Origin of the sequence: Pseudomonas cyclaminis (assembly GCF_015163715.1) — a bacterium.
In the GTDB taxonomy this organism is placed as follows: Bacteria; Pseudomonadota; Gammaproteobacteria; order Pseudomonadales; family Pseudomonadaceae; genus Aquipseudomonas; species Aquipseudomonas cyclaminis.
Genome location: NZ_JADDUM010000186.1, coordinates 34,451 through 47,344 on the forward strand (window position 1 = coordinate 34,451; position 12,894 = coordinate 47,344).

The 12,894-nt window shown below is 61.9% G+C and carries 11 protein-coding genes and 3 pseudogenes; 8 read left to right on the plus strand and 6 right to left on the minus strand.

The genetic code is table 11. From position 1 onward, the window contains the following. Positions 1 to 6 precede the first annotated feature (6 nt). From IQK56_RS21740 to IQK56_RS21775, 8 genes and pseudogenes are all read left to right on the plus strand, one after another. Positions 7 to 1,793, plus strand: a pseudogene (locus tag IQK56_RS21740) (glycosyl hydrolase family 28 protein). 195 nt (positions 1,794 to 1,988) lie between these two features. Beyond that, positions 1,989 to 2,276 carry a YdcA family protein gene (locus IQK56_RS21745; protein ID WP_425274614.1) on the plus strand — a complete coding sequence of 96 codons (288 nt, stop codon included), beginning with the start codon at positions 1,989 to 1,991 and terminating at the stop codon, positions 2,274 to 2,276. Positions 2,277 to 2,400: 124 nt separating this feature from the next. Continuing rightward, positions 2,401 to 3,429: a phosphate ABC transporter substrate-binding protein PstS gene (gene pstS / locus IQK56_RS21750; protein WP_122306785.1), complete on the plus strand. Its 1,029-nt coding sequence runs from the start codon at positions 2,401 to 2,403 to the stop codon at positions 3,427 to 3,429. Between the two features lie 77 nt (positions 3,430 to 3,506). Continuing rightward, on the plus strand, positions 3,507 to 4,472 hold the full coding sequence (gene pstC, locus IQK56_RS21755) for a phosphate ABC transporter permease subunit PstC (RefSeq protein ID WP_099584523.1): 966 nt from the start codon (positions 3,507 to 3,509) through the stop codon (positions 4,470 to 4,472). Continuing rightward, a complete protein-coding gene (gene pstA / locus IQK56_RS21760; RefSeq protein WP_193864339.1) occupies positions 4,472 to 5,383 on the plus strand; it encodes a phosphate ABC transporter permease PstA in 912 nt (303 codons plus the stop codon). Before pstC ends, pstA begins: the two co-directional genes overlap by 1 nt. A 76-nt stretch (positions 5,384 to 5,459) precedes the next feature. After that, positions 5,460 to 6,221 (plus strand): phosphate ABC transporter ATP-binding protein PstB, encoded by a 762-nt coding sequence (gene pstB / locus IQK56_RS21765; RefSeq protein WP_217284518.1) that lies wholly within the window; start codon positions 5,460 to 5,462, stop codon positions 6,219 to 6,221. Next, positions 6,221 to 6,919 carry a hypothetical protein gene (locus IQK56_RS21770; protein WP_193864338.1) on the plus strand — a complete coding sequence of 233 codons (699 nt, stop codon included), beginning with the start codon at positions 6,221 to 6,223 and terminating at the stop codon, positions 6,917 to 6,919. Before pstB ends, IQK56_RS21770 begins: the two co-directional genes overlap by 1 nt. Further along, positions 6,919 to 7,541, plus strand: a pseudogene (locus IQK56_RS21775) (hypothetical protein). The gene IQK56_RS21770 and the pseudogene IQK56_RS21775 overlap by 1 nt, the downstream one beginning before the upstream one ends. A gap of 40 nt (positions 7,542 to 7,581) precedes the next feature. Here the strand turns inward: IQK56_RS21775 and IQK56_RS21780 are convergent. The 6 genes and pseudogenes from IQK56_RS21780 to IQK56_RS30910 all read right to left on the minus strand — a co-directional run. Beyond that, positions 7,582 to 7,929 carry a BrnA antitoxin family protein gene (locus tag IQK56_RS21780; protein ID WP_099584528.1) on the minus strand — a complete coding sequence of 116 codons (348 nt, stop codon included), beginning with the start codon at positions 7,927 to 7,929 and terminating at the stop codon, positions 7,582 to 7,584. Positions 7,930 to 7,932: 3 nt separating this feature from the next. Then, complete coding sequence (locus IQK56_RS21785) at positions 7,933 to 8,214, minus strand: BrnT family toxin (protein ID WP_150761241.1); 282 nt, start codon at positions 8,212 to 8,214, stop codon at positions 7,933 to 7,935. A 334-nt stretch (positions 8,215 to 8,548) separates the two neighbouring features. Beyond that, positions 8,549 to 9,889: a cytochrome c gene (locus IQK56_RS21790; RefSeq protein ID WP_193864335.1), complete on the minus strand. Its 1,341-nt coding sequence runs from the start codon at positions 9,887 to 9,889 to the stop codon at positions 8,549 to 8,551. 16 nt (positions 9,890 to 9,905) lie between these two features. Continuing rightward, positions 9,906 to 12,130 (minus strand): annotated as a pseudogene (locus IQK56_RS21795) (xanthine dehydrogenase family protein molybdopterin-binding subunit). Continuing rightward, positions 12,102 to 12,587, minus strand: coding sequence for a (2Fe-2S)-binding protein (locus IQK56_RS21800; protein ID WP_193864333.1), 486 nt, complete (start codon positions 12,585 to 12,587; stop codon positions 12,102 to 12,104). The pseudogene IQK56_RS21795 and the gene IQK56_RS21800 overlap by 29 nt, the downstream one beginning before the upstream one ends. Before the next feature lie 126 nt (positions 12,588 to 12,713). Beyond that, positions 12,714 to 12,894 (minus strand): hypothetical protein (locus tag IQK56_RS30910; RefSeq protein ID WP_206691921.1); only part of this gene is annotated, 181 nt, incomplete at its 5' end.

A 12,894-nucleotide genomic window follows, 5' to 3' on the forward strand; every position in this document is an offset into this window, starting at 1 on the left:
AACAACATGCCGTATCAAGCCTCAGCGCGTTGCGCACTAGTCTTTATTACCCTCGGTTGCAGCCCGCTGTCCTGGGCGCTGCAAGCACCCTCAAAGCTGCAAGTACCGACCCTGGCCTATGACGATCAGCAGATCATCCTGGTCTGGGAGAAGCCTGCCGATCATGCCGGCATCCGGGATTACCACGTGTACGCCAACGGCGTGTTGTTGGGCAGCGCCAACGCCAACAACGATCAGGTCTCACCGGCCAAGCCCTACATCGACCAGTTCTACCGCCAGGACACGGCCAACTTCCACCATCGCATCGGCATTCACAGCTACACCGCCCAAGGCCTGAAACCCGACACGGCCTACCGTTTCACCGTGCGTGCAGTGGACGGCAACGGCAAGGAATCGGCCGACAGCGCCCCCGTGCAACAACGCACCACTAAGATCGCGGCGCTGTTCGACGTGAAAAAATACGGTGCCAAAGGCGACGGCAGCCACCTCGATACCCTGGCGATCCAGAACGCCATCGACGCCTGCACCCCTGGCTGCAAAGTCCTGCTGCCCAAGGGCACCTACAAAAGCGCGCGCTCTACCTCAAGAGCAACATGACCCTGGAAATCGCCGAAGGCGCGACCCTGCTTGGCTCCGAGCGCGCCGAAGATTATCCATTGGCCGGTTACATCCAATACCCGTATTCCACCACCGTGCGCCCGGCCTCGCTGATCAACGCATTGCCCCGCGATCCGCGCCAGCATCAAACGTTCGAAAACATCCGCATCGTCGGCAAGGGCACCCTCGACGGCAACGGCTGGAAGCGCAACGCCGACGTCATCGACGAGCGCGGCCAGGCCTTGCCGTTCTACCTGCCCAGCGACAACACCCGCTATGCCCAGGACGGCATCCTCGCCAAGGCCCAGGTGGAACAAGCCGTGGCGCGGGGCATGAACGTCAAGGACGCCTACGGGCAGATGCGCTCCTCGCTGATCACCCTGCGCAACGTCAAGAACGTGTTCTACGGCGGCTTCACCGTGCTCAACCCGGCGTTCCACGGCATCATGAACCTGGAGACCGAAAACGTGGTGCTGGCCAACACCACCCACAAGACCTACGACGCCAACAACGGCGACGGCATCGAATTCGCCAACAGCAAGGGGGCGATGGTCTTCAACAACTTCTTCGACACCGGCGACGACTGCGTCAACTTCGCCGCCGGCACCGGTGCGAATGCCGTGCACCAGCCGCCTCAGGAAGACGCGTGGATTTTCAACAACTACTTCCGCAAGGGCCACGGCATGGTGGTGGCCGGCAGTCATACCGGCGCGTGGATCCAGAACATCCTGGCTGAAGACAACGTCTCCGACGGCACCGACGCCGGGCTGCGCATGAAAAGCACCAACTTCATGGGCGGCGGTGCGCGCAACGTGACGTTCCGCGATTCGGCGATTCGCAACACGGTCAAGCAGGCGTTTATCTTCACCCTCGATTACAACGACCCAAACGCCAAACTGGACTACCAACGCTCCACGATTGCCGGGCAGTTCAAGGACATCCGCGTGAGCGACGTCAGCGTAGAAAACGCCCAGGGCGCGGCCATCGAGGTCAAGGGCGATGCTGCGCACAACGCCTACCATCAGGGGTTGGTGTTCGAGCGTGTGCGCTTTAGCGGCGCGGCCAAGGTGCGTATCGATGGGTTGAAAGACTCACGCTTCGAGCGCGTGGTGTTCAGCCAGACCGGCGGCGCCAATCCGTGGCAAGTGAGCGGTAGCCAAGGGCTGGTCTTCAAGGACGTGCAACCGACACCCTGAACCACTGCATTCTTGTGGTGGGCGGGCTTTTGTGGTGAGCGGGGCAAGCCCGCTCACCACAAAAGCCGCTCACTACAGGGTTGTGTGAGATTAGCCAGCAGTTACGTATAAAGATTGATAGCATTAGGCCACTCGTCTCGAGTATTCCTTATGCTTCCTGGCCACATCCGCGTATTTGTCCTGGGCCTCGTGTTGATGCTGTCGAGCCTGTCCGCCCTGGCGGCCAATACGCCTTGCTCCGGTCGCAAGGGGGGGATTGCCGGGTGTGATGGCGATGTCTTCCTGTGCAACGACGGCTCCATCAGCGCCTCGAAAAGAAGTTGCACCGCCTATACCGGCAACCGCTTGGCACGTCCCGCCGTGCAACCGCTGCAAGGTCGTTCAGAGCGCTGCAGCTGCGGCAGCGGTACGTACTGCACCGGGCCACGGGGCGGGGTGTTCTGCCTCACGCCCTCCGGACAGAAAAGTTACCGGCGCCACTGACCTCTAAATAGTTGGCTGTGGCGGAAATGAGGGACGAAATAGCGGTTTGCCATTCAATTTTCATAAAAGCGTAACAATGCTGCTGCAAAGTTCCGGGAGCCCGTAATCACAAGGATTTCCCTGAATGAAACGTCTGATGAAGTCTGCTGCACTCGCCGTTGCGGTTTCTCTCAGTGCCACCTCGGTATTTGCTGCCGAAAACGTCCGTCTGACAGGCTCTGGCGCCAGTTTCCCTGCGCCGATCTACCTCACCTGGTTCAAGGATTTCAGCAAGAAGACCGCTGGCGTCACGGTTGACTACCAATCCAAGGGGAGCGGGGCGGGTGTCCAGGACTTCCTGAACAAAACCGTGGACTTCGCCGCCAGTGACTCGGCCATGAAAGATGAAGACATCGCCAAGGTCGCCGAAGGCGTGCAGTTGCTGCCGATGACTGCGGGCGAGATCGTGCTGGCGTTCAACCTGCCGGGCAATCCCAAAGAGCTGAAGTTGCCCCGCGATGTGTACTCCAACATCTTCCTGGGCAAGATCACCAAGTGGAACGATCCGCAGATCGTCGCCGCCAACCCTGGCCTGAAGCTGCCGGATATGCCGATCACCGTGGTCGTGCGTGCAGACTCCAGCGGCACCACTGCGGTATTCACCAAGCACTTGGCGGCCATCAACCCACAGTTCCAGAAGGACTTGGGTGAAGGCAACACCGTCAACTGGCCCGCCAGCGACAAATTCATCAAATCGCCGAAGAACGACGGTGTGACCGCCACCGTACGCCAGACGCCAGGCGCGATTGGCTACATCGAATACGGCTTCGCCAAACTGGCCAAGGTTGACTTTGCCCAGCTGCAAAACAAGGCCGGCAAGTACGTGGTCCCTAACGCCGAAAGCGGCGCCGAAGCGCTGGCTGCGGTGAAGATGCCGGAAAGCCTGGTGGCCTGGCTGCCGGACCCGGACGGTGCCAAGTCCTACCCGATCACGTCCTACACCTGGATGATCTTCCGCAAGGACAACGGCAACCCGGCCAAGGCCAAGGCCATGCGTGACATGGTCGAATACAGCCTGACCGAAGGGCAGAAAATCGCCGACTCGATGGGCTATATCCCGCTGCCGCAATCGGTGGTTGATCAGGTTCGCAAAGCGTCCGCCAACATTCAGTAACGCTCGTGTGGCCTCTCTTGGCGGGCGCTGTTGTGAGCCCCGCCGGGTGAGTTACCCCCTTGTTCCGGAATCAGCCAATGAACACACCGTTTGTCGTACCGGGTAACCCGGACTCTGCCTGCCAGCCACCTTCGACGAAGGATTTCCTGGTTGATCGCACCTTCCGTGCGCTTGCGCGGATAGGCGTGGTACTGGTGCTGGCGTTGGTGTTTGCGCTGGTGTTTGAAGTGGGGCGCAAGGCCCTCCCAGGCATGGAGAAGCACGGTTTTGACGTGCTGTTCGGCAGCGTCTGGGATGTCAATCAAGGCAAGTACGGCATTCTGCCGGCCATCTGGGGCACGCTGTACAGTGCCTTTATCGCGTTGCTGATCGCCGGTGTTTTTGGCGTCAGCATGGCGATTTTTCTCACTCAGGATTTCTTGCCGGCGAAGCTGGCGGCGGTGTTTCGTACCATCGTCGAACTGCTCGCGGCCATCCCCAGCGTCGTTTACGGCCTATGGGGCATTTACGTGGTCATCCCGGCGATTCGGCCGTTGACCGCATGGTTGAACAGCGAACTCGGCTGGATCCCTTTTTTCGGCACCTCCTTGAGCGGGCCGGGGCTGCTCCCAGCCGCGCTGGTGCTGGCGATCATGATTCTGCCGACCATCGCGGCCGTGTCCCAGGACGCCCTCACCGCCGTGCCCATGAAAACCAAGCAGGCCGCCTACGGCATGGGCACCACCCACTGGGAAGCGATTCTCAAGGTGATGGTGCCGTCCGCCGCTACCGGCATCTTCGGTTCCCTGGTGCTGGGCCTGGGCCGCGCCCTCGGTGAAACCATGGCCCTGGCCATGCTGGTGGGCAACGCCAACAACATCTCGCTTTCGCTGTTCGCACCGGCCAACACCCTGGCGGCGTTGCTGGCGCTGAACTTCCCCGAAGCCGGGCCGAACGAGATCGAGGTGCTGATGTACGCCGCACTGGTGCTGATGTTGATCACGCTGATCGTCAACATCTTCGGCTCCATGATCATGATGTACGCCCAACGGGGTAATAAGTGATGACTGATCTTTCTGCTGCAACCGACCTGACGTCCCCCGCCGGTGCGCTGCCCAGCCTGCAACGCCGGTTCGAAGGCCGTGCCCTGCGCAGCCTGGTGTTGACGACCCTGGTGTGGAGCGGCGCGTTGCTGGCCAGCGTGCCGCTGATTTCCGTGCTCTACATGCTGATCATGCGCGGCGGGGCGCGCCTGAGCCTTGAAGTGTTCACAGAACTGCCGCCCACCGGTTTCGAGACCGGCGGCGGTTTCGGCAACGCCATGGCCGGTACCTTCGTGATGGTCGGCATCGCCGCAGCCATTGCGGTGCCGGTTGGCATCATGGCAGCGATCTTCCTCGCCGAACTGGGCCCGGAGAGCAAACTGGCGAACGCCGCGCGCTTTGCCGCGAAGATGCTCACCGGCCTGCCTTCCATCCTGGCCGGTGTCTTCGCCTACGCCTTGGTGGTGATGACCACCGGCACCTACTCGGCCCCGGCCGGTGGTGTGGCGCTGGCGGTGCTGATGCTGCCCATCGTGGTGCTGACCGCCGAAGAGTCGATGCGCATGGTGCCCAAGATCATGAAGGACGCCGCCTACGGCATGGGCTGCACCCGCTCCCAGGTGATCTGGAAAATCGTCCTGCCCACCGGCCTGCCGGCCATTCTCACCGGCGTGATGCTCGCCGTGGCCCGCGCCGCTGGCGAAACCGCGCCGCTGTTGTTTACCGCGCTGTTCAGCAACTACTGGATCTACCACGACGGCAGCCTGGCGGTGATGAACCCGACGGCTTCGCTGGCCGTGCTGATCTACAACTTCTCCGGCATGCCCTTCGACAACCAGCTTGAACTCGCCTGGGCGGCGTCGCTGGTACTGGTAATGATCGTGCTGGTCGTGAACATCGTGAGCCGTATTTTCGGCAAGCCAAAGTATTGAAAACGGGAGCACCTGAATCTTGAACGTATCAACTGCGCAAATAGCCGCTCCGTTTGTCACCCAGGCGCCTGTGGTCATGGACTGCAAGCTGGACAAGATCTTCTACGGCAACTTCATGGCCGTGCGTGACAGCCATGTGCCGATCGAAAAGAACAAGATCACCGGCTTCATCGGGCCGTCCGGCTGCGGTAAAAGTACCGTGTTGCGCAGCCTCAACCGCATGAACGACCTGGTCAAGGGCTTCCGCTTCGAGGGCCACGTGCACTTCCTCGGGCAGGACGTCTACGGCAAGGGCGTGGATCCGGTGGTGGTGCGCCGCTATATCGGCATGGTGTTCCAGCAGCCGAACCCGTTCTCCATGAGCATCTTCGATAACGTGGCCTTTGGCCTGCGCCTGAACCGCTACAAAGGCGACCTGGGCGACCGCGTCAAGCACGCCCTGCAAGGCGCCGCGCTGTGGGATGAGGTCAAGGACAAGCTCAAGGTCAGCGGCCTGTCGCTGTCCGGTGGTCAGCAGCAGCGCCTGTGCATCGCCCGCGCCATCGCCACCGAGCCGGAAGTGCTGTTGCTTGATGAGCCCTGCTCGGCGCTCGACCCGATCGCCACGCGGCGGGTCGAGGAGTTGATGGTCGAACTGAAGAAGGACTACACCATCGCCCTGGTGACCCACAACATGCAGCAGGCCATACGTGTGGCCGACACCACGGCGTTTTTCTCGGTGGATATTTCCCAGGGCACGCGCACTGGCTATCTGGTTGAAATGGGCCCTACGGCGCAGATTTTCGAGAACCCGCGCGAGCAAATGACCGGGGACTACATCACGGGTAAGTTCAGCTGATGCCTGCAACGCGACGCCTTGATTTGCCTGCGATTGAACGCGCACTGCGTGAGGTGCAGCAGCGCTTTGCCACGCTCAGCCAGGACTTCACCGAGCCACGCGATCCGTTGACCGACGAAGTGCTGCACAACGTGCTTGAAGGCTATGCGCTGATTGACGACTATGTGGCGCGGGGCGTCGACCTGTTTGACCTTCAGCAACTGAACCTGATGCTGGAGATCAACGCCACCGTACTCTGCGGCAGTGACCCGAGGCGCCGCCTGGAATACGCCCAGCACCTGGCGGCGACCGAAGAACACTTCTTCAACAACGTCGAGGGCGGCATCAAGGACTTGTACAACTGGTACTGCGCGTATCGCAGTGAATCCGTCTGGAAGCGGGCAGCCGGGGTGTATGTGCGCATCCTCAGCAAGCCGCAGTTGTTTATTGAAGGCAACCACCGCAGCGGCTCGCTGATCGTCAGCTATCTGCTGATGCGTGCAGGTTTGCCGCCGTTCGTGCTGTCGCTGGAGAACGCCGAGGGTTACTTCAACCCTTCGTCGGTCATCCGCAACTCAGCCAAACATGGGGTCAGGGCGTTGTACGAATTACCCAAGATCAAGAAAAAATACGCCGCCTTCCTGGAAGAACAGGCACCGGATCCGCTGAGGTTTTTTCTCCCGGCCACGCCCTTGCCTGTCTATCAAGGGGGCCTTTGATGAGCGGTTCTCGCCTGTTCGCGAGGGCAGGGCAGGCCATGCAGCGCCTCCTCCCGACGCAGTTGCTCAAGCGCCCGCGCATCCGTATTTCGTTCGACATAGACGACACCCTGGCCTGCCAGCTCCACCACTGCGACGTCGAGCCTAGCCGGCTGCGGCCTGCGTGCACCGTTGGCTGGGTGAGCCGCTGCGCATCGGCACGCGCTCCCTGACCCGCGAACTGCGGCGCCAGGGTTGCAGCATCTGGGTCTATACCTCGTCCGGGCGTACGCCGTCCTATATCCGGCGCTGGCTGATGCTGTACGGCATCCGCGTCGACGGCGTGGTCAACAGCGTGCTGCATAACCACGCCCTCACGGCGCATGGGCTGTCCAATGCACCGTCGAAATTCCCACCGGCGTTCGACATCGACCTGCACGTGGATGACTCCGAAGGTGTGCGCAGTGAAGGCCAGGACCACGGTTTTCGCGTGGTGGTGGTAGACCCCCAGGACGAGCAGTGGGCGCATCGGGTGTTGGATGCCGTCGCACAGCTTCAGGCACAGCTTGCTCGGCAGCAACCCCTTAGGCACGCACCAGCGGCACAGAGCGCACGCAGGTTTTTTCTGCCTGAGGCGCTTTGACCGCCTGGTATGCCCTGGTCGACTTCGGTAGAAACCTTGGTCAATCGACCGATCTGGATGTGCCCAGCACTCGATTCAGCTCGCCAGCGACAGCGATGAGTTGCTGTTCAAGCGCTTCAACCTCAGAGAGGCTGATGCCATTGTTGATAACGTGCAGAGTTTTAGCCCGCTTCTTGGGGGCGGGAGCCAGATTGTGTGCTTGTTGGGAAATCAACGCCTGACGCAACAGATTGTTGATCACGGTTTGATAGCCCGTACCGGCGCTTTCGGCGCGTTCACGGGCGGCTTCGATGACCGCGTCGTCAAGCATGATGGTGATCCGGGTCTTGCCCTTGTTGCTGGCGACAGCACCACGTTTGCCGTGGGTGAAATCGTATTCGTCTTTCATTGTTCAAGCCTCCAGATAACGACGCCGTTCATTTCTTGATGCGAGCCTGGCGCTGATAACGCGTACGAAATTTGGATCGCGATAAGTGTACGTCACTACCAGAATTCGTCCCCTCGCGTCGCTGCCCATGGTCACCCAGCGCTCTTCATCGTGATCGTAGTCTTGTAGGGTCAGGGCCATCTCATCGTTGAACACCGGTTCCGCGTCGGCCAGGGTTATGCCCTTGTGCTTTTGCTGGTTGGCGATGTTTTTTGCCTCATCGTATTGAATCCTGAATGTCTTCATTATGCATACTTTATATGTATTAAAAAGCAGTTGAAGAAACCGTCAGTCAGGAAGATGGCCAGCCATAAGTAGTGTGAATTTGCCATGTTCCGCTCGGTCAGTTGGGTCTCGATCTTGCTGAAGTTGCCAACATATTTGCGTGCGTAATGGCCAATCCGTTATGTAGAAGGATTCTGTTTTAATTGTCAGAAGAGGCGAACTTGAACCGGCGAGCAGTCAGATAGCTCAACGTGCACGGGGCCGGGTCAATACTGAGTTGGTGCACATTGCCCCTTTATTCCGCGGCATGCTCAGGTCACTGACCACGCCGGGGAAAGGGCCGCAAGAGCGATCTTCAACGCATATGCAAAATAATCGGACTGCTGCTCGCAGGGTCCGTATGCCCGCGTAGTTTGCCCACCGCCTTGGCGTCTACCGCGCCACCCTGGTTGCCCCACGTGCCGCGCACAAACGTCAGCACTTCGGCGATTTCCTGGTCGGACAATTGCTCGCGAAACGCCGGCATGCGGTAGGCATCCGGCACGCCAGCGGCGACCACGCGTTGTGCGCCATTGAGGGTGATGTTGATCGCTGACGCCGTCTCCTTGACCAAGGCCGAAGTGGCGCCAGCGAGAGGTGGCATCCACTCGGGCTGGCCTTTGCCGTCTGCGCCATGGCACGAGGCGCAGCGGGTGGCGTAGGTGTGGGCGCCGGGGACGTCCGGGCGCACGTCGGCGGTTACGTACTGCCAGGGCGTGCCGTCGCGCTGCGGGTCGCCGGGCAGCGACTTGAGGTAGCGGGCGATGGCCGCCAGGTCGTCGTCGGCCATGAACTGGGTGGAGTTGTTGAACGCTTCGGTCATCGAGCCGTAGACCACCGCGTGCTGGTTGCGGCCGGTCTTGAGGAACTGCACGATCTGCGGCTCGCTCCAGCGGCCCAGGCCGCTGTTGGGGTCCTGGCGCAGGCTGGGTGCGTACCAGCCATCGAGCAGGGCACCGGCGAGGTACGGCTTGCCGGAATCATCCAGGGCCTTTTCGTTAAAGGCCAGGCCCCGTGGCGTGTGACAACTGCCGCAATGGCCAGGGCCCTGGACGATATAGGCGCCGCGATTCCACAGTGCGTCCTGATTGGGGTTGGCGGCGTAGGTGGCGGTCGGTGCGAACACGCCGTTCCACAGGGCGATGGGCCAGCGCATGTTCAGCGGCCAGGGAATATCGCTGGGGATATTCGGCTGGTTGGCCGGTTGCACGCCTTTCATGAAAAACGCGTACATCGCCTGGATATCGTCGTCGCTGAGCTTGGCATACGACGGGTAGGGCATGGCCGGGTACAGCCGGCGGCCGCCCGGTGCCACGCCGTGACGCACTGCGCGATCAAAATCGGCCAGGCTGTAAGTACCGATCCCGTGGGTGCGGTCCGGGGTGATGTTGGTGGCGTGAATCGCTCCCAACGGCGTGGCCATTTCCAGGCCACCGGCGAACGGTGCCTTGCCGGGCAGGCTGTGGCAGGCCACGCAGTCGCTGAGGCGGGCGACGTACTCGCCGCGACTGACCAGGGCCGGGTCGGCACTGGCTGCATGTGGCGCTTCAAACGGTGTAGCGGGCTGGCGGGTGACATACCAGGCCAGCAGGCCGGCGGCGACGACGCAGGGCAGCGCGAGCCAGCCTACGGTTCTTGCGAATCGACGGTTGTTCATGGGCGGTCTCGCTCGGTTAGCTGAAAGTGTGTCGGCTTAATGGCAGGCTGCGCACACGCTGGCCGGTCAATTGCGCCACCGCGTTGACCACGGCCGGCGCCACAGCGGGGAGCGGAGGCTCACCGATGCCGCCCATCTTTTCACCACTCTCAATGATCTTTACGTGCACCCGCGCCATGCGGGACGGCGGCAGGATCGGGTAAAGGTCGTAATTGCGCGCCCGTGGCTTGCCGTCCACGTACACCGCTTCCTCCAGCAAGGTTTGCGACAGTCCCAGGGCGACCGCGCCGTTGACCTGCGCCTCGACAATCGCCGGGTTGACGATGCTGCCAGGGTCGATGGCTTCCCAGATGTGGTGCACTTTCACCTGGCCGTGTTCAATCGACACTTCGGCAATCACTGCCGCGTGGGAGCCGAACGGCGAGGCCATGGCCACGCCACGCGCCCGTCGTGTGCCGTCTTCGGCGGTGTAGGGGCCGCGTTTCCAGCCACCGGACAACTCGCCCACGGCCTTGAGCAAGGTGGTCAACCGGGGGTTGTCACGCAGCAGATGCAGGCGCAACTCATAGGGGTCGCGCTTGCCCTGGTCCGCCAGTTCATCGAGGAACGCTTCGTAGAAGAAGTCATTCAGCGAATTACCCACCGAGCGCCAGTAGCCGAGCATGGCCGGGCCTTTGACGTAAATCTGCGCGATGCGTTTGTTGGGGATGGCGTAGCTCTTGCCCGACAAACCTTCGAGGGCGGTGGGGTCGAGTTTTTCGCCCTGTTTGCCGGCGATGGCTTCGCTGGGGCCTTCGGTGGCGCTGACCGCTTCGATGGCGACGGGCAGGCCGTCGGCATCCAGCGCGGCGCGGAACTTGACCACCGCCACCGGGCGCAGCACATCGCGCAGGAACTCTTCTTCACGACTCCAGATCAGCTTGACCGGACGGCCCACCGCCTTGGCCAGCGCAATGGCCTGCGGGTAAGGGCTGGCCGAGTCATACAGGAAGTGCCGACCGAAAAAACCGCCCAGCAGCGGCGAATGAAGATTGATCTGCTCGGGCGCCAGGCCAGTGCGCTTGGCGATGTCGGCACGGAACATGTCCGGCGCCTGGTTGGGCAGCCAGATGTCCAGGGTGCCGTCGGGGTTGAAACGCGCCAGGGCTGAAGGCGGCTCCAACTGGGCGTGGTTGACGTACTGGTTGTGGTACGTGGCTTCGACCTGGGTCTTGGCGTTTTTCAGCGCGCCGGCCACATCGCCTTCGTTTTCATCGTCACGGGCCGGGCCTTGCTGGGCCGCGAGAAAGTCGCGAAAGCCATCGCTGGAAAAGTCAGCGGGCATGGCGCGGACTTTGGAGTCGGCGGTGGGTTCCAGCCAGTCGACCTGGATGGCTTCCACCGCACGCTTGGCATGCCACCAGCGTTCGGCGACGACCGCCACGGCGCCGGGCAGTTGATGCACCGAGTGCACGCCGGGCATGGCTTCGACCTGCGCCTGGTTGCGCAGGCTGCCCACGGTCATGCCCAGGCGCGGCGCGTGCTGCACGGCGGCGTGGAGCATGTCGTCGACTTTCAGGTCGATGCTGTACAGCGCTTTGCCGGTGGATTTGTCGTAGGCGTCTACACGCTTGACCGGTTTACCGATCCAGCGGAATTGGCTCGGGTCGCGCAGGGTGATGCTTGCGGCGTCAGGCACCGGCATGTCCAGGGCCCGACCGGCCAACTCGCCGTAACCCAGGGAACGGCCGGATGCAGCGTGAATCACGCGGCCGGGTTGGGTGGTCAGCTCACCCACGGGCACACCGAGTTGCTCGGCACGGCCTGCAGCAACATGGCGCGGGCGAGGGCGCCGAGGCGGCGCATGGTCGGGTAGCTCATGCGTACCGACATGCTGCCGCCGGTGATGCGCATGCCGTTGTCCATCACCACATAGGCTTCGCCGGGTGGCGCGGCTTCGACGATGAAGGTGGCCGGGTCGGCGTCGAGTTCTTCACCGACAATCTGCGCCATGGCGGTGTGGGTGCCTTGGCCGCCTTCCATAAAGGGGCTGAGCAAGCGAACAGTGCCGTCCGGGCGAATCTCCAGGAATGCCGGCACCTGCGTACCGCGTTCGGCCGCGGCGCCGGTGGCCGCCTGCACCCGGCCCGAGCCCAGTGGCAGGCCAAAACCGATGACCAGTGCGCCCACGGCGGTACTCGCCAGGAAGCGCCGACGCGACAGGTTGATAGGCTCACCCGGGATGAATGCTGGCGTATTCATCAGCAGTCTCCTTCCCGGTGGCCAAGTGATCCATGGCGGCATGGATGGCGTTGTAGGTGCCGCACCGGCACAGGTTGACCATCGCCGCGTCGATCTGCTCCTTGGTGGGTGCGGGCGTGTGCTTGAGCAGCGCGGTGGCCGCCATCACTTGCCCGGACTGGCAATAACCGCATTGCGCGACCTGGTGCTCGACCCAGGCGCTGACCACGCGCTTGCCCACGTCATCGGCTTCGATGGCCTCGATGGTAGTGATCTCGCGGCCAACGACCCCGGCCACCGGTGTGACGCACGAACGCACCACATTGCCGTCCACCAGCACCGAACAGGCGCCGCACTGGGCCAGGCCGCAGCCGTATTTGGTACCGGTCATGCCCAGATTGTCGCGGATCACCCACAGCAACGGCGTGTCGGCTTCGGCATCGACCTGATAGGCCTTTTGGTTGATACGTAATTCCATGGCTGGCTCACCTGCTGATCATCGGTTGGTGGTGCTGATTTCTTATAGGAGTGGTGCGACTGCAAGTCGCCCATCGTCGAACTCTAGACCACTGCGCGGGGGGGATCTATGCGATAGCCGTGATGTTCAGAGGATCAGGCAAGGATTCAACAGGATTGGGTGACTGCGGGCGGTGAACCCCGGCTTTCCTGTGGTGAACCGATTGTTTGTGGTCAACAGGCTTTCTGTGGTCGACAGGCTTTCTGTGGCCAACAGGCTTTCTATGGTCAACAGGCTTTCAGTAGTGAGCGGGCTTGTTGTGGTGAGC

Excerpts from the sequence above, each read along its gene's own strand:
- IQK56_RS21780 (WP_099584528.1), bottom strand. The coding sequence starts at position 7,929 with ATGAAAGACGAATACGATTTCACCCACGGCAAACGTGGTGCTGTCGCC.
- IQK56_RS21785 (WP_150761241.1), bottom strand. The coding sequence starts at position 8,214 with ATGAAGACATTCAGGATTCAATACGATGAGGCAAAAAACATCGCCAAC.
- IQK56_RS21800 (WP_193864333.1), bottom strand. The coding sequence starts at position 12,587 with ATGGAATTACGTATCAACCAAAAGGCCTATCAGGTCGATGCCGAAGCC.
- IQK56_RS21790 (WP_193864335.1), bottom strand. The coding sequence starts at position 9,889 with ATGAACAACCGTCGATTCGCAAGAACCGTAGGCTGGCTCGCGCTGCCC.
- IQK56_RS21745 (WP_425274614.1), top strand. The coding sequence starts at position 1,989 with ATGCTGTCGAGCCTGTCCGCCCTGGCGGCCAATACGCCTTGCTCCGGT.
- IQK56_RS21770 (WP_193864338.1), top strand. The coding sequence starts at position 6,221 with ATGCCTGCAACGCGACGCCTTGATTTGCCTGCGATTGAACGCGCACTG.
- pstS (WP_122306785.1), top strand. The coding sequence starts at position 2,401 with ATGAAACGTCTGATGAAGTCTGCTGCACTCGCCGTTGCGGTTTCTCTC.
- pstA (WP_193864339.1), top strand. The coding sequence starts at position 4,472 with ATGACTGATCTTTCTGCTGCAACCGACCTGACGTCCCCCGCCGGTGCG.
- pstB (WP_217284518.1), top strand. The coding sequence starts at position 5,460 with ATGGACTGCAAGCTGGACAAGATCTTCTACGGCAACTTCATGGCCGTG.
- pstC (WP_099584523.1), top strand. The coding sequence starts at position 3,507 with ATGAACACACCGTTTGTCGTACCGGGTAACCCGGACTCTGCCTGCCAG.